The sequence below is a fragment of the Capnocytophaga sp. oral taxon 332 str. F0381 genome, from assembly GCF_000318275.2.
Lineage (GTDB): Bacteria > Bacteroidota > Bacteroidia > Flavobacteriales > Flavobacteriaceae > Capnocytophaga > Capnocytophaga bilenii.
In genome coordinates, this window is sequence record NZ_KB291337.1 from 33,320 (window position 1) to 53,513 (window position 20,194).

The 20,194-nt window shown below is 38.5% G+C and carries 23 protein-coding genes; 19 read left to right on the plus strand and 4 right to left on the minus strand.

The window, feature by feature from the left end; all coding sequences use genetic code 11:
- Positions 1-100: 100 nt before the first annotated feature.
- The 3 genes from HMPREF9075_RS09860 to tsaD form a co-directional block, all read right to left on the minus strand.
- Positions 101-481: a type II toxin-antitoxin system HicB family antitoxin gene (locus HMPREF9075_RS09860; protein ID WP_009416434.1), complete on the minus strand. Its 381-nt coding sequence runs from the start codon at positions 479-481 to the stop codon at positions 101-103.
- Positions 482-495: 14 nt separating this feature from the next.
- On the minus strand, positions 496-675 hold the full coding sequence (locus HMPREF9075_RS09865; RefSeq protein WP_009416435.1) for a type II toxin-antitoxin system HicA family toxin: 180 nt from the start codon (positions 673-675) through the stop codon (positions 496-498).
- Positions 676-1,064: 389 nt separating this feature from the next.
- Positions 1,065-2,084 (minus strand): tRNA (adenosine(37)-N6)-threonylcarbamoyltransferase complex transferase subunit TsaD, encoded by a 1,020-nt coding sequence (gene tsaD / locus HMPREF9075_RS09870; protein WP_009416437.1) that lies wholly within the window; start codon positions 2,082-2,084, stop codon positions 1,065-1,067.
- Positions 2,085-2,202: 118 nt separating this feature from the next.
- Between tsaD and sucC the strand changes: the two genes are divergently transcribed.
- Together sucC and HMPREF9075_RS09880 are read left to right on the plus strand one after the other, a co-directional pair.
- Positions 2,203-3,396 carry an ADP-forming succinate--CoA ligase subunit beta gene (gene sucC / locus HMPREF9075_RS09875; RefSeq protein WP_009416438.1) on the plus strand — a complete coding sequence of 398 codons (1,194 nt, stop codon included), beginning with the start codon at positions 2,203-2,205 and terminating at the stop codon, positions 3,394-3,396.
- Positions 3,397-3,551: 155 nt separating this feature from the next.
- Positions 3,552-4,097 (plus strand): hypothetical protein, encoded by a 546-nt coding sequence (locus HMPREF9075_RS09880; RefSeq protein WP_009416439.1) that lies wholly within the window; start codon positions 3,552-3,554, stop codon positions 4,095-4,097.
- A gap of 97 nt (positions 4,098-4,194) precedes the next feature.
- Here HMPREF9075_RS09880 and yaaA read toward each other — a convergent pair whose 3' ends face one another.
- Positions 4,195-4,953 (minus strand): peroxide stress protein YaaA, encoded by a 759-nt coding sequence (gene yaaA, locus HMPREF9075_RS09885; RefSeq protein WP_034557507.1) that lies wholly within the window; start codon positions 4,951-4,953, stop codon positions 4,195-4,197.
- Positions 4,954-5,300: 347 nt separating this feature from the next.
- On the opposite strand from yaaA, the gene deoC reads away from it, so the two are divergent.
- The 17 genes from deoC (at position 5,301) to HMPREF9075_RS09970 (ending at position 20,191) form a co-directional block, all read left to right on the plus strand.
- Positions 5,301-5,963 carry a deoxyribose-phosphate aldolase gene (gene deoC / locus HMPREF9075_RS09890; protein WP_034557520.1) on the plus strand — a complete coding sequence of 221 codons (663 nt, stop codon included), beginning with the start codon at positions 5,301-5,303 and terminating at the stop codon, positions 5,961-5,963.
- A complete protein-coding gene (locus HMPREF9075_RS09895) occupies positions 5,963-6,736 on the plus strand; it encodes an exodeoxyribonuclease III (RefSeq protein ID WP_009416443.1) in 774 nt (257 codons plus the stop codon). Before deoC ends, HMPREF9075_RS09895 begins: the two co-directional genes overlap by 1 nt.
- A gap of 55 nt (positions 6,737-6,791) precedes the next feature.
- On the plus strand, positions 6,792-7,058 hold the full coding sequence (locus tag HMPREF9075_RS09900) for a hypothetical protein (protein WP_009416444.1): 267 nt from the start codon (positions 6,792-6,794) through the stop codon (positions 7,056-7,058).
- The gene (locus tag HMPREF9075_RS09905) at positions 7,030-7,323 is read left to right on the plus strand and encodes a type II toxin-antitoxin system RelE/ParE family toxin (protein WP_009416445.1); all 294 of its coding nucleotides are present in this window, start codon (positions 7,030-7,032) and stop codon (positions 7,321-7,323) included. The genes HMPREF9075_RS09900 and HMPREF9075_RS09905 overlap by 29 nt, the downstream gene beginning before the upstream one ends.
- Positions 7,324-7,394: 71 nt before the next feature.
- The gene (locus HMPREF9075_RS09910; RefSeq protein WP_009416446.1) at positions 7,395-9,224 is read left to right on the plus strand and encodes a glycoside hydrolase family 13 protein; all 1,830 of its coding nucleotides are present in this window, start codon (positions 7,395-7,397) and stop codon (positions 9,222-9,224) included.
- An 18-nt stretch (positions 9,225-9,242) separates the two neighbouring features.
- Positions 9,243-9,488, plus strand: coding sequence for a hypothetical protein (locus HMPREF9075_RS09915; protein ID WP_009416447.1), 246 nt, complete (start codon positions 9,243-9,245; stop codon positions 9,486-9,488).
- A gap of 29 nt (positions 9,489-9,517) precedes the next feature.
- The gene (locus tag HMPREF9075_RS09920; RefSeq protein ID WP_009416448.1) at positions 9,518-12,040 is read left to right on the plus strand and encodes a reprolysin-like metallopeptidase; all 2,523 of its coding nucleotides are present in this window, start codon (positions 9,518-9,520) and stop codon (positions 12,038-12,040) included.
- Between the two features lie 236 nt (positions 12,041-12,276).
- The gene (tyrS, locus tag HMPREF9075_RS09925; protein WP_009416449.1) at positions 12,277-13,572 is read left to right on the plus strand and encodes a tyrosine--tRNA ligase; all 1,296 of its coding nucleotides are present in this window, start codon (positions 12,277-12,279) and stop codon (positions 13,570-13,572) included.
- 6 nt (positions 13,573-13,578) lie between these two features.
- Positions 13,579-14,229 (plus strand): protein-L-isoaspartate(D-aspartate) O-methyltransferase, encoded by a 651-nt coding sequence (locus HMPREF9075_RS09930; protein ID WP_034557523.1) that lies wholly within the window; start codon positions 13,579-13,581, stop codon positions 14,227-14,229.
- Between the two features lie 5 nt (positions 14,230-14,234).
- Positions 14,235-14,735, plus strand: a complete 501-nt coding sequence (locus HMPREF9075_RS09935) for an LptE family protein (protein WP_009416451.1) — start codon at positions 14,235-14,237, stop codon at positions 14,733-14,735.
- Complete coding sequence (locus HMPREF9075_RS09940; RefSeq protein ID WP_009416452.1) at positions 14,735-15,571, plus strand: hypothetical protein; 837 nt, start codon at positions 14,735-14,737, stop codon at positions 15,569-15,571. The genes HMPREF9075_RS09935 and HMPREF9075_RS09940 overlap by 1 nt, the downstream gene beginning before the upstream one ends.
- Positions 15,572-15,573: 2 nt before the next feature.
- Positions 15,574-15,945 (plus strand): preprotein translocase subunit SecG, encoded by a 372-nt coding sequence (gene secG / locus HMPREF9075_RS09945; RefSeq protein WP_009416453.1) that lies wholly within the window; start codon positions 15,574-15,576, stop codon positions 15,943-15,945.
- 105 nt (positions 15,946-16,050) lie between these two features.
- Positions 16,051-16,329, plus strand: coding sequence for a co-chaperone GroES (groES, locus tag HMPREF9075_RS09950; protein ID WP_009416454.1), 279 nt, complete (start codon positions 16,051-16,053; stop codon positions 16,327-16,329).
- Positions 16,330-16,355: 26 nt separating this feature from the next.
- Positions 16,356-17,990 carry a chaperonin GroEL gene (gene groL, locus HMPREF9075_RS09955; protein ID WP_009416455.1) on the plus strand — a complete coding sequence of 545 codons (1,635 nt, stop codon included), beginning with the start codon at positions 16,356-16,358 and terminating at the stop codon, positions 17,988-17,990.
- A 321-nt stretch (positions 17,991-18,311) separates the two neighbouring features.
- Entirely contained in the window at positions 18,312-19,382 is a 1,071-nt protein-coding gene (gene atpB, locus HMPREF9075_RS09960; RefSeq protein WP_009416457.1) for a F0F1 ATP synthase subunit A, read from the plus strand.
- 30 nt (positions 19,383-19,412) lie between these two features.
- Positions 19,413-19,616, plus strand: coding sequence for an ATP synthase F0 subunit C (gene atpE / locus HMPREF9075_RS09965; RefSeq protein ID WP_009416458.1), 204 nt, complete (start codon positions 19,413-19,415; stop codon positions 19,614-19,616).
- Positions 19,617-19,699: 83 nt separating this feature from the next.
- Entirely contained in the window at positions 19,700-20,191 is a 492-nt protein-coding gene (locus tag HMPREF9075_RS09970; RefSeq protein ID WP_009416459.1) for a F0F1 ATP synthase subunit B, read from the plus strand.
- Positions 20,192-20,194: the final 3 nt, after the last annotated feature.

Sequence of the window (20,194 nt, forward strand, 5' to 3'; positions counted from 1 at the left end):
GCATTTTTACGCTGCAAAAGTACTATATTTTTTTAATCTACCAAAGAAATTTTAGTTTTTAAATTCAAAAAAACATCAAAGACTTTTATTGAGAGCTTTTTTATAATTGTATACTAAGCAATTCAGCACCTAATTTATGTAGTCCTTCTTGTATTTTTTGACGTTGAGCAGCACGTGGTTTTTTTAGCCCTACGGCGTATTGGTGAATAAGTTTCTGATTGATACCTGTAAGTCGCTCAAAAGCAGGATTGCTTATTACACCTTTAAAATATTGCAAAACACTTTCAGTGTCGTATTTATAAGTAAGGATATAGTCAGTATAAGGAAAATTACCAAGTTCTTTTTGTAGGGCAATTACTTCCAAAATACCATCTTTAGCCTCTTGTACAGTCTTGCCTCCAGCACTTATGCCCTCTATATTATCAGCATAAGCCCAATAAAAATCACTACTACGTTCTATAATAATGGTAATATTTTTCATATGATATAATGTTTTTAGGATAAATCCATTTCTTTTTTTACTTTTTTCTCAAGCCCTTTCCCTACCTCTTTGCTTCCGTGATAAGGAACAGGATATGTTTTATCATTTTTCTGATAGATATAATGGCTACCAGCTACTCGTATCAGTATCCAACCATTTTCAATGATAAGCCGGTGTAACTCACTTGACTTCATATAGTTTTACTTAGTTTTCATAATGCAAAGGTATATAATTATATACTTATAAACAAATTTTTCTGCAAAAATATTTTTACACAATCTCCTGCTATTACAATCTAAATCATAAAAATCTCTGCTCACCACACATCACCCACCAATACAAAAAAGCCTCTCCGCTTGGAAGAGGCTTGTGTAGTTCGCTTTTTAAGTGCCTGTTTTACTGCTTGTGTAAAAGGGCAACTATAAACAAAACGCCTTTGCATTTTTACGCTGCAAAAGTACTATATTTTTTTTAACCTACCAAAGAAATTTTAGTTTTATTTTTAATTGCCAATTCCAGCCATCCTACCAATTCAAAATTCAAAATTCAAAATTCAAAATTCATAATTTATAGTTCTTCCCCACTACCTGCCTAATGACAAACGTGCTTGTGCCGTAACCTCCTGCCCTACAAACTGCTCTTGTAAGTATTTGTAATAACCTACAATGCCTATCATAGCAGCGTTGTCGGTACAATACTGAAATTTAGGTATATAAGTATGCCATCCATATTGCGCCCCTAAGGCTTGCAGAGCGTTGCGAATCCCTGTGTTAGCAGAGACCCCACCCCCTATAGCTATATGCTTGATGCCCGTTTCTTTAGCCGCTCGTTTTAGTTTTTTCATCAGTATCTCTATAATAGTGTGTTGCACCGAAGCACAAATATCAGCAAGATTTTCAGCAATGAAATTAGGGTTCTGCTCAGTTTGCTTCTGAATAAAATATAAAATAGAAGTCTTAAGCCCCGAAAAACTAAAATTGAGTGCAGGAATATTAGGTTTGCCAAAAGAGTAAGCAGTAGGGTTGCCCTCTTGGGCATATTTATCAATCAGCGGGCCTCCAGGGTAGGGCAGCCCAAGTATTTTAGCAGTCTTGTCAAAAGCCTCGCCCACAGCATCGTCCAAAGTTTCACCTAATACCCGAAAATCAAAAAAACTATTCACCTGCACAATCTGTGTATGTCCGCCGCTGATAGTCATAGCAAGAAAAGGAAAAGAAGGCTTAGGTTGCCCTTCGTCAATAAAGTGCGCCAAGATGTGTGCCTGCATATGATTCACCTCAATAAGTGGAATGCCCAGCCCCATAGCCATTGCCTTAGCAAATGAAGTACCCACTAATAACGACCCCAATAAACCAGGACCCCGTGTAAAAGCTACTGCCGAAAGTTCGCTTTTGCTGATGCCCGCTTTTTGTAAAGCCGTTGCCACTACAGGCACTATATTTTGTAAATGAGCACGTGAGGCAAGCTCCGGAACCACCCCCCCGTATTGCTGATGTACAGCTTGATTGGCTACTTCGTTAGAAAGCACTTTATCATTGCAAAGTACTGATGCTGAGGTATCATCACAAGAAGATTCGATAGCCAAAATATAAACTTTTTCCATTATTTATCTAATTGAGCCGCAAAGGTATAAAAAAATATTTTCTTTTTTTTACTAAAAAAATTTTTATATTCCGAAAATGTTCTTATCTTTGTGCGAAAGTTCTAAAATTAATCAACGTATGAATTTACACGAATATCAAGGAAAAGAAATCCTATCGAGTTTTGGAGTACGCGTACAACGTGGTATTGTAGCGCAAAATCCTGCTGAAGCTGTAGAGGCAGCAAAACAGCTTACTGAGCAAACGGGCACACAGTGGTATGTGGTAAAAGCGCAAATACACGCTGGAGGTCGAGGTAAAGGAGGCGGAGTAAAATTAGCTAAAGGGCTGAAAGACGTAGAACCTTTGGCTAATAACATCATCGGAATGATGCTCGTAACTCCTCAAACACCTCCTACAGGTAAAAAAGTGCACCAAGTGCTTATTGCTGAAGATGTCTATTATCCTGGCGAAAGCGAACCTTCAGAGTTCTATATGTCGGTATTGCTAAACCGCGCTACAGGTAAGAATATGATAATGTATTCTACCGAAGGTGGTATGGATATAGAAGCTGTAGCCGAAAAAACACCTCACCTTATCTTTACTGAAGAAATAGACCCCGCAGTAGGCTTGCTTCCTTTCCAAGCACGACAAGTAGCATTCAATTTGGGACTTACAGGCGAAGCTCAAAAAGAAATGGTCAAATTCGTTACTGCGCTTTACAAAGCTTATGTGTCGGCAGACGCTAGTCTGTTCGAAATCAACCCCGTACTAAAAACTTCCGATAACAAAATTCTCGCAGTAGATGCTAAAGTAGTACTTGACGATAACTCTCTCTATCGCCACCCCGAATATGCAGCTTACCGAGACCTCCGCGAAGAAAACCCTATAGAAGTAGAAGCTAAAGCTGCCGGACTTAACTATGTGGCTCTTGATGGTAACGTAGGCTGTATGGTAAATGGTGCTGGCTTGGCAATGGCTACAATGGACTTGATTAAGCAAGCTGGTGGCGCCCCTGCAAACTTCCTCGATGTAGGCGGAACTGCCGATGCTAAACGTGTAGAAACTGCCTTCCGCATCATCCTGAAAGACCCTAATGTAAAGGCTATTTTGGTGAATATCTTCGGCGGTATTGTACGTTGCGACCGTGTAGCACAAGGTATTGTAGATGCCTATAAAAATATGGGTGACGAAATAAAAGTGCCTATTATCGTGCGTTTGCAAGGTACTAATGCCGAAATAGCTAAAGAATTAATTGATAATTCAGGCTTAGCGGTACATTCAGCTATCTTATTCCAAGAAGCTGCCGATAAGGTAAAAGAAGTATTATCATAAAGAAGTTTTTTTTCATATACACAAATTTGATTGTAACTTTGCCAAAGGTTAATAAGATATTATCTTAGCCTTTGGCAATTTTTTTATTGATAGTGTTTTTTTTTTACAATTAAGTTGTATCTTTGCGCCCTAAAAATAATAAATAATTAAAAACTATGAAAAAAGTACTTTTAGCAGTATTTGCCTTGCTATTTACTCATTTAGCTTTGGCACAAAAAGGAATTTACTACAACGATAACCTTTCTTTTGGAAGTAATTTTGTGAGTGGTGAAAAAGCGATGAGCGAAATCAATTTAGATATGGGGATAGGTTATAGCTTTTCCGAGAAATTTCGCTTAGGGCTTATCTTAGAGCTGGGGCACTCTTCCTTCCGCGATGAGCTCCTTTACAAAGCCCAAACTTTCACTTCGGGCATAGGGCTTAGTGGCAGCTTTAGATTCTATACAAACGAAAAAATTAGCCTGCGTTCCGAAACTCATTTTGTAATGGGTTCTCCCACCCGTGAGCGTTATTCCGACTGGTTTTTTATGCGCTGCGGTACCGAAGTGCAACTTTTTTCCTCATTATCTATTCTACACGCACACCCTTATATAGCATTAGGAACTAAAGTTATCGGCGGATCTTACGAAAAAAACAAGATAACAATAGAACGCACCTACCTACAACCCTACCTTTCAATAGGAATTATAAGGAAGTTCTAAAATACAGCACATAACGATTTTTTTACATACACTTTGGCAAAGGTTCGTAGGCTATTACCTACAACCTTTGCCAAAATTGTAAGTGCTTCTTATATAACTACCTTATAAACACCAATTTATATCCCTTAGATAAATGCGCTGCATACGTATACCCATCAGCATCAAACCCCTTGAGGTCATCTATTGAAGTAATTTCGTTTTCAGCCAAATAGCGCAACATCCGTCCTCGTGCTTTTTTAGCATAAAAACTCACAACCTTCAGCACATCACCCTTGTAATCCTTGAATATAGGCGTAACAACAGGCACTTTCAGCAGCGAACTATCAATCACCTTAAAATATTCCTCACTCGCCAAGTTGATAAAAAGCTCATTAGGTGCTAATTCTTCATTCAGAGCTTGTGTAATTTTATTTTTCCAGAAAGCGTATAAGTCAGCACACTCCCCAACAGCCAATTTAATCCCCATTTCCAACCGATAAGGCGCAATAAGGTCTAAAGGCTTCAGCATACCATAGAACCCCGAGAGTATCCGCAAGCAACCCTGCAACTTCTCAATGTGTCCCTCCGAAAGCGTAGCCGCCTGCAGCCCGTCATATACATCACCATCGTAAGCAAAAAGAGCAGGACGCGCATTTTCAGGTGTAAACGGCATTGTAAACGATTGGTTGCGTTGCCAATTTAGGTCAGCTAGTTTAGGCGAAATATGCATCAAAGCCGAGAGCGCTTGTGGCGATAGCGGCTTTAGCGAAGAATGCACCTCAGAAATTTCTTGCTGAAAAAGAGGCAACGAATAGCGTTTTGTAGGGACTATCCCTTCAAAATTCATAGTTTTAGCTGGTGAAAGTACAATTTTCATAACAATATTTAATAAACAATAATCTACAAACCATCTATATTCCTTCATTCCCTCAATTTACCTATCCACATCTATGCTTGTGCGGCTCGCACCCCGCTGGCGCAAGCTTGCAGCTTTGCCCAATTCATAATTCAAAATTCAAAAATGTTTCCACCGAACCTTCACCGAAGGATGAGCGAAGGATGAGCGAAGGAAAGTCGGCGAGCTGGCACAGCCGAGTATGTGACGAACAATAAAAACCCGTGCGGCTCGTACCCATAAGATTAAAAATTTTGCGCAAATATAAAAAAAGTCTTATATTTGCACAAATATTTATATTTTTGAAAGTTAATAAAAAACAACAATATATGAAACTAAACAAACTTATAGATCACACACTTTTGAAAACTACAGCTACCATTGCTGAAATTGAAACCCTTTGCCAAGAAGCCATAACCTACGACTTCTATTCAGTGTGTGTAAATAGTGGCTATGTAGCTACAGCAAAGAATTTTTTAACAGGTACCAATGTCAAAGTCTGCAGCGTGGTAGGTTTTCCCTTAGGAGCAATGGCTGCTGAAGCTAAATACTTTGAAACAAATCAAGCAATAGCCGATGGAGCAGACGAAATTGATATGGTGCTAAACGTAGGGCTACTCAAGTCCGGCAAAGTCGATAAAGTATTAGAAGAAATAAAAACACTTAAAAACATCGTTGGCGAGAACCGCGTGCTAAAAGTAATTTTAGAAACCTGCTATCTTACCGATGATGAAAAACGATTGGCTTGCCGCTTAGCGCTCGAGGCACAAGCCGATTTTGTGAAAACCTCTACAGGCTTTGGCTCAGCAGGAGCCACCCTCGCCGATGTAGCACTTATGAAAGAATGCGTACAGCACAAGGCAAAAGTAAAAGCCTCTGGCGGTATACGCGATTACCAAACAGCTATGCAGTACGTAAATCTGGGAGTAGAACGCATAGGAACTTCCAATGGTATTGCAATTTTAAAAGGAGAAAAAGGAACAGGTTACTAATGAAAATTATCAGTTATAATGTAAATGGCATCAGGGCAGCCCTCACCAAAGGCTTCGCCCAATGGTTGCAATCAGCCAACCCCGATGTGTTATGCCTGCAAGAAATAAAGGCTTTAGAAACGCAAATACCCACCGAAGTATTTACCCAATTAGGCTATACTCACCAGTATTATCACAGCGCCGAAAAAAAAGGCTATAGCGGAGTAGCAATTCTTTCAAAAATAGCACCCAAACACGTAGAAGTAGGTACTGGAATTGACTATATGGACAAAGAAGGACGTGTGCTACGTGCTGATTTTGAAGATGTTTCAGTAATGAGCCTATACCTGCCTTCAGGTACCAACCCCGATAGGTTAGATTTTAAGCTCACTTTTATGGACGACTTTCAGAAATATATCGATGAGCTAAAAAAGAAAGTACCCAATTTAGTAATCTGCGGCGATTACAACATCTGTCACCAAGCAATTGATATTCACGACCCCGTGCGCAATGCCACTGTATCAGGTTTTTTGCCTGTAGAGCGAGCGTGGATTGATGCCTTTATGAAAAGCGGTTTTATAGATAGTTTTCGTTATTTTCACAAAGAGCCCCATCAATATTCGTGGTGGAGCTATAGAGCCAATGCGCGCAACAACAATAAAGGCTGGCGAATAGACTATCATTTAGTCGCCACCCCTTTAGAAAATCGTATGACCCGCGCCCTCATTTTGCCCGAAGCCCACCACAGCGACCATTGCCCCATACTACTCGAAATCGCTGATAAAAAAGCGTAGAATATACCACTCATTTGAAAAAAAATAACTATCTTTGCCCAAAATATATAGAGATATGCAAACAGGAGTTATAAGATTTCAATCAGAAGTAAGTGTTTTAGATTTTCCTATTATCAAAACAATATTAGAGAAGTTTAAAGCACATACAGAGATCATAGAAGAAAAAAACTATGATTTTTATGATGATTTGTCAGTAGAGGATATAGCAAGATTAGAAAAATCAATAGCACAAGCCCAAAAAGGAATGCTAATAGATAGTGAGGAGGTTTTTAGAGAAGCAAGACAGCGGATATATGAAAACAAAATGGACAATAAACGCTAAATTAGCACTATTCAATACTCTTGATTATTGGACAGAACGTAATGATTCTGAAACCTATTCTAATAAAATTATTGTAGAGACAGAAAAAGCTTTGAAAGAAATACAAGAGAATCCTTACCAAAAAAAATATTATAGTGAGAAAATAAATTTATATCTTAAAATCTTTTTTAAAGGTAAGTTTGCTCTTTATTATAGGATTATAGAGGAAGAAACTACTATTTGGATTATTGATTTTAGAAGTACTAAGCAAAAACCTTTATTTTAAAACAAACAAAGCCTGCCTTGTAATGATTAAGGTAGGCTTTTATTATCAAATTGCAATTTATCTATTTAACAATGAAACACATTATTATCCTTATGGGACTATTTACTTTTTTTAATACACACGCTCAAATAGAGCGCGTAGAACCGCCGTTTTGGTGGGAAGGAATGCAATACGCTGAGGTACAAGTATTGCTCTATGGCAAAAATATAGCGCAATACCGCGTAGAAAGTGATTTGCCTATCATCAATGTATTGAAAACTGAAAACCCTAATTATCTGTTTGTTACAGTAGATACCAAAACTAAAAAAGGAGGTAATTACCATATTTCTCTTTTTGATAAAAAGAAGCAAGTAGCCTCAGTAACTTATCCGCTGAAAAGCAGGCGCGAGGGCTCTGCCCTTCGTAAAGGCTTCGATAGCTCTGATATGATTTACTTGCTGATGCCCGATCGTTTTGCCAATGGTAATCCCGATAACAATTCGCATTTGGCTCTTGCTGATAAATTGAACCGAGAGGCTTCTGACGGCAGACACGGAGGTGATATTCAGGGGATTATCAACTATTTGGACTATATACAATCCTTAGGGGCTACGGCTATATGGCATACGCCCTTATGTGAGGATAACGAACTGCAACATTCGTATCACACTTATGCCCAAACCGATGTCTATAAAATAGACCCTCGCTATGGTACGAATGAGGAATATATACAGCTATCAGCAGCTTTGCACAAGCGGGGTATGAAGCTCATTAAAGACTATGTAACGAACCACTGGGGCAGTCAGCATTGGATGGTGAAAGACTTGCCTTGCTACGATTGGTTGCATCAGTTCCCAGGGTACGGACAGAGTACTTTCCGTATGAGTACCCAAATGGATAGCAATGCTTCCGAATGGGATAAAAAATACTGCGAAAAAGGCTGGTTTGCCCCCTCTATGCCCGACCTAAACCAAGCCAACCCTTTGGTGCTTAACTACCTCACCCAGAATGCTATCTGGTGGATAGAATACGCTGACCTTGATGGGCTGCGCGTAGATACCTATTCATACAACGACAAAGAGGGCATCGCTAAATGGACAAAAACGATTATGAATGAGTATCCTTACTTTAATATTATGGGCGAGGTATGGCTCAACCAAAGTGCTCAGGTGTCGTATTGGCAAAAAGACAGTCCTATAAGTGCGATACAGAGCTACAATACTTATCTGCCTACTGTGATGGATTTTCCGCTTTTTAATGCGATAGGCGAAGCATTTCGCTCAGCTCCCTCGTGGGATAAGGGTATGATACAGCTGTATGACAATTTTGCAAATGATTTTCTCTATAAAGATATTAATAATGTACTTATATTTGCTGAAAACCACGATACCGCACGTGTCAATCAAGTATATCCTAAAATAGCCGATTACAAGCTCACTATCACCCTTTTGGCTACAGCACGCGGTATTCCGCAATTGTACTACGGCAGCGAGATAGGTATGGCTGGCGATAAGAGCAAAGGCGATGGTCATATACGGCAAGATTTCCCTGGTGGTTGGCAAGGTGATTCGCAAAACGCTTTCTCTGCTGCTGGGCGTACAGCTACTCAAAATGAATATTACAATTTTACCGCTCAGCTTTTTAACTGGCGTAAGGATAAGGCTGTGATTCACTATGGTAAAACTAAGCAATATTTGCCTGAAAACGAAGTGTATGTCTATTTTCGCTACAACGATACTGAGACGGTAATGGTAGTGCTCAACAACAGCGAAAAGCCGCAAACACTACAGCTGAACCGCTTTGCAGAGAGTTTGGCGGGATTTTTGAAGGGTAAAGAGATAATATCAGGAAAAGAAATAGTTTTAGGAGATACTTTGGAAATAGCAGGGAAGACTAGTTTTATTATAGTGATGAATAAGTAATTAAAAAGAGGATGAACTATGAAAGAACCCATTAGTTTAGATACAGCTCTACAAATTGTAGGGTCATTGAAAGTAAGAACTATTAAACAAATAGATGAAACTAATAACGCTGAAGAAAAGGAGTTATTAAATCAAAAAATAGCAATGTATTTACAAGAAGAAAAAATGCTATATGGTATAAATGATATGGCACGACTTTCTGTTATGGATAAAGTAGTGCATTATTATAGTCCGTTAATAAAAGAAATGAATGGAGTGGTGTAAAAGATAAAAAACTAAAAAAACAAAAAATTATGAGGAATATTATCACAATAGGGTTATTAATAGGATGTGTTTTCTTCGGAAAAGCACAAAATGAAGCAGATAAATGGCTAAAAGCAGTATCAGCACAGCAGGGAATTGACATTCAATGGCAAGAACGCCCTACTTCGTTTGCGAAAAAAGGAATTAAAAGTTTTGTAGGGTACCACAATGGCAACTTTGTAGCTACCCTTTCAGTTGGAAAGTCTGTTTCGGGGAGTTTTAATTATCAAGGAATTTCATACGAAATTTCCGATAGTAAAGGGCAGTTAGTATTTTATAAAGATGAAGAAGGTATCTGCGGCAATCAAGATAAGGAAGAACAACACAATCTTTACGCAAGACCTATTTTAGCTGCCAAACAAGCGCAACCAAAGATTGCTAATACCCAAGTGCTAAGAGTATACCGATTGGCAATGCACATCCCTTATAGCACATTCACTACAGAGCACTTCAAAGAAAAGCTAGAAAAAGTAGAAACCTTTTGGGCAGATACTGAAAACTTTCTCAACGAAATATACCTGCGCGATTTAGGAGTGCGTTTTGAAGTGTTAAAAGATGAACGCCTTATTATCAAAGATGAAGCAAAAGAAACCTTCAGAAGAACCCATCGTGCCGATTATGTGATGAGTAATTCAACTCGTGTTATCGGAGAACTTATTGGCGAAAATAGTTATGATGTGGGTATTTCTCTTGTATATACCAGCTCATTGAATAAAGGCACAAGAGGATTGGCGTATATTGAAGGAGTTTATCAGCCTAATACCAAAGCTGATGCCGTAGCCGTACTTACCAAAGAAGTTATAGCACACGAAATAGGACACCTATTTGGCGGTAGACACACTTTTAGCAGCCATAAAGGTTCAACTGCCTATGATAGCGAAAAAACAGAGCAGGGGAGTGGTACTTCGGTGATGAGCTATGGCAGTCCGCGTGATTTCTTTTCACTTTCCAGCATAGAGCGCATACGCAAACGATTGACAGAAGTACCAACAAAAGCCCACGATAAAACCTTTACTACTCAAGCCCCTCGTATAGACCACAACAAACTCAAAAGTCATTATACGATTCCGAAAGGCACTTTCTTCCAGTTTTATATTCCCGCTACCGACCCCGATAGCGAGCAACTGCTATATGCTGTAAATCAGCACAATGTACGCAATGCTGACGAAACCCCTATAACCCAATACACTATTTACAAACCTACTATCGCCAACCCAGTTACTATTAAAAAAGAATATAATGATTCGGGTACAGCAGTAGCCAATAGTGGCTTGGTACACCAAACCACAGGTACTTTTACCTTTTGGTTGGGGGTAAGTGATGCACAACCTCAACAATCTGCCGATTATATAGTGCAATACGATTTGGCAGAAACAAAAGTTACTGTAAAAGAGGGAACGCCTTTTGAAATCACCACTACCCCTAAAAATAAATACAAAGGGGGTGAGAAAATCTCGCTACAATGGAAGGTTGACACCGCTATTTTTGCAGATACAAAAGTGCGTGTGTTACTATCAGATGATTTAGGGAAAACGTTTAAGCATATTGTTTTAGCCGAAACAGCAAATGATGGTGCCGAAGAGGTTACTTTGCCTAATATCAATACATCTAAAGCAGTGCTAAAAGTAGAGGTAATAGAGGGGTTGGCGTTTGCGCTTACAGATTATAATCCTAAAACAGGAGGCTTTACTATTGAAAAAGACGACAGCCTTGTACCTACTTATGAACCCTTAGCATTTGTAGCTTCAACCTTACCTCACGACCTTAACCTTAGTTGTGCCAAAGAAGTGCCAGCTGTGGTAACACCTACTACTACAGGAGGCTGTGCAAGTGTGAGTTATCGTGTGCAAGAGCAGAAAACAGCTGTACAATGCCTCAATCGTTTTACCCTATTGCGTATCTTTACTGCTACCGATGGTTGCAGTACCCTTACTCACACACAAACTATTAAAGTATGGGATGACGTGCCACCTACTTTTGTAGGCGATTTGCCACAAGATATTACAATAGATGAAAACGAACAGATTCCTACACAACAAAGTATTTCGGCAGAAGATGGTTGTGCAGGTGCTCCAACAGTTAAACGTACTCAAGAAGAAGAATATACCGATGGAAAACTAACAAAAGTTATTTACCATTGGGTAGCCCGTGATGTATGTGGCAATGAGCGCAGCCATACCCAAACCATAAATATCAAGGTAGTCAAAACTTCAGAAAAAGAAGAAGTCGTAGTATATAATGGTGTATCTTTAGAAAATAATTCCGAAAACTATTTCCGTATAGATAATACAGATGCTAATACTGCCATTTCAGTAGTTATTTTTGATGAAATGGGATTAAAAGTATACGAAAGCCATCATTATCAAGAATATGGCGAAGTGTTTAGAGGTTATCCTAATGTGCAAGGCGTGATAGGAAGAAACAAATCATTAGCAGGAACCTATTTTTATATCGTTAGATACTACAAAAACGGCAAAGAAGAAGCAAAACAAGGATTTTTGTATGTGAGATAACTCCTCCTTTTTATTTCCTATTTTCAGCGAAGGTTGAGCGAAGGATGAGCGAAGGATGAGCGAAGGATAAGCGAAGGAAAGTCGGCGAGCTGGCACAGCCGAGTATGTGACGAAGGATAAACAATCACTAATGCAGATCGCACTAGCCAAAAAAAGAAAATTAATCATCAATCATTGTTCATTAAACATTATTTTCGTACCTTTGCACAAATTTTTTTAAAAACGAGGTAAAACTAATGAAGAATTTTGTAGAAGAATTGCGATGGCGAGGTATGATTCAGGATATTATGCCTGAAACAGAACAACACTTATTAGAGGCGTTGCGCGCTGCTTATGTGGGAATTGATCCTACTGCAGACTCTCTGCATATAGGGCACTTAGTAGGAGTAATGATGTTGCGACACTTCCAAAATTGTGGGCATAAACCTTATGCACTAGTAGGAGGCGCCACAGGAATGATTGGCGACCCTTCAGGAAAATCAGTAGAACGCAATTTGCTCACAGAAGAAACTTTAGCTCATAATATAAAAGGTATAAAAAAACAATTAGCCAAATTCCTCGACTTTGAAAGCGAGGCTGATAATCGTGCCGAGTTGGTAAACAACTACGATTGGATGAAAGATTTTTCATTCCTTTCCTTCATACGCGACATCGGCAAGCATATCACCGTCAATTATATGATGGCTAAAGATTCTGTAAAAAAACGTTTCGACCCCAACGAAAATACTGACGGAATGTCATTTACCGAATTTTCATACCAGCTACTACAAGGCTATGACTTCTTGCACCTCTATCAAGAAAAAGGACTGACCTTGCAAATGGGAGGTTCCGACCAATGGGGAAATATCACCACAGGTACCGAACTCATTAGGCGCATTGCCTCTGGCAAAGCCTATGCTCTTACCTGCCCACTCATCACCAAAGCCGATGGCACTAAATTTGGTAAAAGTGAAGGAGGGAACGTATGGCTCGACCCCGAAAAAACATCACCTTATAAATTCTATCAATATTGGCTGAATACCTCAGACGAAGACGCTAAACGCTATATCAAAATATTTACAATGCTGAGCAAAGAAACTATCGAGGAACTCATTGCCCAGCACAACCAAGTACCTCATTTGCGCGTTTTGCAAAACAAATTAGCCGATGAACTGACTGTATTGGTACATAGCCAAGACGACTTGGAAAAGGTGAAAAAAGCTTCACAAATACTTTTTGGTAATTCTACCTCCAACGATTTGAAGCAATTAGACGAGCAAACCTTCTTAGATGTCTTTGAAGGAGTGCCACAAGCCGAATTGCCCAAAGCCGATGTAATTGCAGGAATAGATATGATAGGAGTACTTTCAGCAAAAACAGGTTTTATAGCTTCAAATTCAGAAGCAAGACGAGCTTTGAAAGAAAATTCTATAGCTGTAAATAAAGAAAAAGTAGGCGAAAACTATATAGTAGGCGAAAAAGATATCATTAATGGCAAATTTGTGCTGTTACAACGAGGTAAAAAGAACTATTTTGTATTGAAATTAATATAATTGATGATGCAACCACTGAATGACACACTCAAACATCAAGGGCAGCGCAATCAATTGGTAGCATTATTAAAAGAAAAAGGCATAAAAGATGCCAGAGTTTTAGAAGCCATAAGAGCAATTCCACGACATTTATATATCGACTTGGGTTTTGAAGACTATGCTTATAAAGATCAGGCTTTGCCAATAGATGAAGACCAAACCATTTCGCAACCTTATACAGTAGCTTTCCAAACAGAACTACTGCAAGTGCAACAAGGACATAAAGTATTAGAAATAGGCACAGGCAGTGGCTACCAAAGTAGCGTACTGCTTTACCTTGGCGTACGGCTTTATAGTATTGAGCGCCAGTATAAACTTTTTAAGCAAACGCAACTACTATTGCCCAAACTAATAAACCGAAGAGCCCATTTATACTTTGGCGATGGCTATAAAGGATTGCCCCAAATAGCCCCTTTTGATAGAATATTAGTAACAGCAGGAGCGCCCTATGTGCCACAAGATTTGCTTTCGCAATTGGCAGTAGGCGGACGAATGGTTATCCCAATAGGGGAGGGGTCGCAGGTGATGACACTATACGAACGTGTCTCAGAAAAAGAATTTCACAAAACAGACTATGGCGAATTTCAATTTGTTCCAATGCTTAAAGAAAAAAATTAATAGTGATGAAAAATTTTAGAAACGCCCTTATTGCTGTTGGATTTTTACTGTTGTCAAGTTGTGGTATCTACAACTTTACAGGAGGTAGCACGGGCGATGCTAAAACCTTTCAAGTAAATTTTTTCAGAAATGAAGCGCCTTTGGTAGAACCTGGTCTCGACCGAGATTTTACAATAGCCTTACAAGACCTCATAAACAACCAAACCAACTTAAGCCTTACCGACCGCAATGGCGACTTGGTATATGAGGGCGAAATAGTAGAATTTAACATTACACCAATGACTGCTACAGCAGGACAGACAGCTGCTCAAAACCGACTTACCATTGCTGTGAAAGTGCGTTTCACTAATAATACGGAAGAAAAAAAAGATTTTGAAAAACGCTTTTCGTTTTATTACGATTATCCTGCTGCCGCACAGTTCAATAGTGTGAAAAGGGAGGCTATCCCACAGATATTTGAACGTATTACACAAGATATTTTTAATGCATCATTAGCCGATTGGTAATGACAGTAGCTGAATTTATACATATTATAAAAGAACCTCACACCATCAATTACAAGCAAATGCAAGAACTTGATGAGATAGTGAAAGAATATCCTTATTTTCAGGCAGCCAGAGTATTACAGCTCAAAATGTTGCACACCGAAGGTGATTACAAATACCATAAGGCACTGAAATTGGCGGCTGTTCACGTTACAAATCGCACAATATTGTTCAATTTTATCAATTCAAAAAGCGATATTTCCCGATTTACTGATATAAGCAGTGATTTTCAACGTATTAGTAAGGCTCACGAGCGAAAAGACCCTACGATAAACGAGCATACACCACCACAAGTGAGTTATATAGAAAGCGAACCGCGTACTTTTCGCCCTAAATTGCCCGATCCTATCTTTCAAGAAGATATATTCCCCGATGAACTCATTAATCATCGTGAATTAGCAGATATATTCGTTCCTAAAAAAAGTGTGGAAGAAGCCGAAAATACCCAGCCAAGCTGGATGAATCGCACCGATACAATTACCCCCACACCACCACCCACCCAATACAAAGATGAAAATGTAGCCGAGAAGTTTAAAATTATTGATAAATTCTTAGAGACCAATCCTAAAATAGAACCCTCAAAAGATTACGTCTCCAATGTGAATTTAGCTGATGAGGTTAAGACCGATGAAAAACAATTAATGACAGAAACTTTGGCGCAAGTGTATGTAAATCAGCGTAAATACAAACAAGCAATACAAGCATATCAAATATTAATTTTGAAAAATCCAAAAAAAAGTGCTTACTTTGCAGCCGAAATAGAAAAAATCAAAAAACTACAACAAAATAATTTATAACAATGACAGTATTCAACATCTTTTTAATTTTGATAGTAGCCGTATGCTTGCTACTTGCTTTGGTAATAATGGTACAAAACCCTAAAGGAGGCGGACTTTCTTCTACCTTTGGTGGCAATACACAAGTAGTAGGAGGGGTAAAGAAAACAGGCGACTTCCTTGAACGCAGCACTTGGACATTTGCAATTGCTCTTGGTGCCCTTATCTTGATAGCTAATACTCTTTTGCAAGGAAATACAGGCGTAAATGCCGATTCTAAATTGTTAGACGGCAATTTACCTGCAACAAACCCTATTGAAAATACACAAGCTCCTGCCAATAATGGCAATGCAGCTCCTGCAACCCCTGCCACTTCATCTCAAACAGGAAATTAAACTGACAAAATGTCAGTAAAATGAGCGTGGCACAATTTTGGTAATAAGTTGATTGCATAACGTGGCAATAAAACAATAATAACAAAATAAAAAATAACAAGAATAATGGCAAAATTGAATATTAAACCATTGGCAGATAGGGTAGTGATAGAACCTGCCGTAGCCGAAACTACTACAGCATCAGGGATTATTATCCCCGATACAGCAAAAGAAAAACCCCAAAAAGGTACAGTAGTGGCTGTGGGTGCTGGTACTAAAGATAACCCTGTAACCCTAAAAGTAGGTGATGTGGTGCTTTATGGAAAATATGCAGGCACTGAACTAAAATTAGAAGGTAAAGACTATTTGATAATGCGTGAGAATGATGTTCTTGCTGTTATCTAAACTAACAAAAAAACAGAATAAGAAAAATGGCAAAAGATATTAAATTTGATATTGAAGCGCGCGAAGGCTTAAAACGTGGGGTTGATGCCTTGGCAAATGCTGTAAAAGTAACATTGGGTCCTAAAGGGCGCAACGTAATTATTAGCAAATCATTTGGTTCACCACAAGTTACTAAAGACGGGGTGAGCGTAGCTAAGGAAATAGAATTGGAAGACGCTCTTGAAAATATGGGAGCTCAAATGGTGAAAGAAGTTGCTTCTAAAACCAACGACCTTGCAGGTGATGGTACTACTACCGCTACTGTTTTGGCACAAGCTATCGTAAAAGAAGGTCTTAAAAACGTAGCCTCTGGGGCTAACCCTATGGATTTGAAGCGCGGTATTGATAAAGCTGTGGCTAAAATCATCGAAAACCTTGCTAAACAAGCTAAAGAAGTAGGTTCTTCTTCTGAAAAAATTAAACAAGTAGCTTCTATTTCGGCTAATAACGATGATGCAATAGGCGAACTTATTGCGCAAGCGTTTGAAAAAGTAGGTAAAGAGGGGGTTATCACTGTTGAAGAAGCTAAAGGTACTGATACTTATGTGGATGTAGTAGAAGGTATGCAGTTTGATCGCGGTTACCTATCTCCTTACTTTGTAACAGATTCTGAAAAAATGGTAGCAGAGCTTGATCGTCCGTACATATTGTTGTACGACAAAAAAATCTCTACTATGAAGGATTTGCTACCTGTACTAGAGCCTGTAGCACAATCAGGAAAACCTTTGTTGATTATTGCTGAAGATATTGATGGTGAAGCTTTGGCTACTCTTGTAGTAAACAAACTACGTGGTACGCTACGTATTGCAGCTGTAAAAGCTCCTGGCTTTGGCGATCGCCGCAAAGCAATGCTTGAAGATATTGCTATCCTTACAGGAGGTACAGTAATTGCAGAAGAAAGAGGCTTTACCCTTGAAAACGCTACTATAGATATGCTTGGTACTGCCGAAAGAGTATCTATTGACAAAGATAATACTACAATTGTGAACGGTGCTGGAAAATCAGAAGATATCAAAGCGCGTGCAGCACAAATAAAAGCACAAATAGAAAATACTTCATCTGATTATGACCGCGAAAAACTACAAGAGCGTTTGGCAAAACTTTCAGGTGGGGTAGCTGTACTATATATAGGTGCAGCATCTGAAGTGGAAATGAAAGAGAAAAAAGACCGCGTAGACGATGCGCTTCACGCAACACGTGCTGCTGTAGAAGAAGGTATTGTAGCAGGTGGTGGTATTGCGCTTATCCGTGCTAAAGGTGCTTTGGCTAAGCTAAAACCTGCAAATACTGACGAGGAAACAGGTATGAAAATTATACTAAAAGCCTTAGAAGCTCCTTTGCGTACTATTGTAGAAAATGCAGGTGTAGAAGGTTCAGTAGTAGTAGCAAAAGTACTTGAATCATCACGAGATGCTTTCGGATACAACGCTAAAACCGACAACTATTGCGATATGTTCAAAGCAGGTATCATCGACCCTAAAAAGGTAACTCGTGTAGCACTTGAAAATGCTGCATCAGTAGCAGGAATGATACTTACTACAGAATGTGCTTTGGTAGACATTAAAGACGACAAAGCTCCTGCAATGCCACCAATGGGCGGTGGTATGCCAGGAATGATGTAAAAAATGTTATTACATTATAAAAAAGACTGTCAGCTTTTGGCAGTCTTTTTTTATAATTATGCCTCACACAACGACTGTTTGAAAAGTAATTCAAAAAATCCTCAACTATAGCTATAAAAAGAAAAAACTATTGTTTTAAGCGCAAAATGAAAGCTGAAAGGTAAAAAAAGAAATGATACGAAAATAAAATTTAAGATTACTAATAATTGATTATCAGCAAAATATAAAATAATCATAAAAATTTAACATAAAAAGTACCCTAAAAATTTTTTAATTAGAAAATAAAGCCATATTTTTGCACAAGTAAAAACAACAAAAGTAATGAAAGTGAAAAATTGTATTACGTATATCACTTTATTTTTAATAGCATTATTTCCTTTGGTGGGCAATGCTTCAGCCTCACAAGATGATAAGCCTTTTAACATCAACGATTTGATTGATGGGCATACGGGTGACAGTCACGATTTCCATTTATTCGATTACAATGGGCATAGCTATGCAATGCCTCTACCTATTATCTTATATACTGATAATGGGCTAGTAACTTTTTTGTCGAGTGAATTTCACCACGATAATGAAGGAAAAGTAGTGGTAGAGAAAGACGGACAACGCTTTGTGCGCTATAAAGAAGATATTTACTATGCCAATGAAGATGGTACGGTTGCTTTTAATGAACAAGGGAAGGTAACGAATGCTCGTCCGGTAAACTTTTCAATTACAAAAAATGTATTTTCGCTGTTACTCATTTCAGTGTTATTGGTAGTTTTGTTTACTTCTATGGCTCGTTCGTACAAGAAGAATCCCAAAGCACCCAAAGGAATGGCAGGCTTATTAGAGCCTTTAGTGCTTTATATACGCGATGAGATTGCAATTCCTAATATAGGCGAGAAATATTATATGCGTTATATGCCTTACTTGCTGACTGTTTTCTTCCTTATATGGATAGCAAACTTATTTGGGCTAATACCTTTCTTCCCTTTTGCAGCAACAGTTACTAATAATATTCTATTTACCGCAGTATTAGCTGTATTTACGCTTCTTATTACGCTATTTAGTAGTAATAAGAATTATTGGAAACATATTTTTGCTACCCCTGGTGTTCCACCGCTTTTGTTGCCCATAATGATTCCTATAGAAATTATTGGTATATTTACAAAGCCTTTTGCCTTAATGGTGCGTTTGTTTGCCAATATGAGTGCAGGGCACATCATTATACTCAGTTTGCTATCGCTTATATTTATCTTTAAAACAGTGTGGGTATCGCCTGTTTCTATATTGTTCTCTTTGTTCATCAGTACATTGGAGCTGTTGGTGGCTGTATTGCAGGCGTATGTATTTACGTTGTTATCGGCACTATTTATAGGAAATGCGGTGGAAGAAGAACATCATTAAAATAATACGTAAACATTTAAATTTTTATATATGATTTTAGCAGGTATTGGTGCTGGTTTAGCAGCACTTGGAGCAGGAATTGGGATTGGTAAAATTGGTGGTTCAGCAATGGAAGCTATTGCACGCCAGCCAGAAGCTACCTCAAAAATCCAAACCGCAATGATTATTGCTGCCGCTTTGATAGAAGGGGTTGCTCTTTTCGCGGTAATCGTAGCTCTAATTACTAACAAGTAAATCAATGAAAAACCACCTTATAACGGTTGGTTGTAAGGTGGTTTTACTATTAACAAATGACTAATAACTAATAACTAAATAAAATGAATTTAGCACATCCTGAGAGTTTATTATTTTGGAATACTATCACCTTTCTAATTTTGTTATTTTTGCTTTCTAAATATGCTTGGAAGCCTATAATGAAATCGGTAAAGGAGCGCGAGGCATCTATCAACAGTGCTTTGGAAGCTGCTGAAGAGGCTAAAAAAGAAATGCAAAATTTGAAGGCTAATAACGAGCGATTGCTTGCAGACGCGCGTGTAGAACGCGATTTGATGCTGAAAGAAGCTCGTGAAATGAAAGATAAAATTGTGGCTGAGGCTAAAGAAGAGGCACAACGCGAAGGTGATAAGCTTATAAAACAGGCTAAAGATCTAATTGATAGTGAGAAAAAAGTAGCATTAGCCCAACTAAAAGATCAAATAGCTGCTCTTTCAATAGAAATGGCACAAAAAATAATGATAAATGAGCTTGTTGATACTAAAAAACAAACAGTACTTATCAATAACTATTTAAAGGACGTAACTTTAAACTAAGCT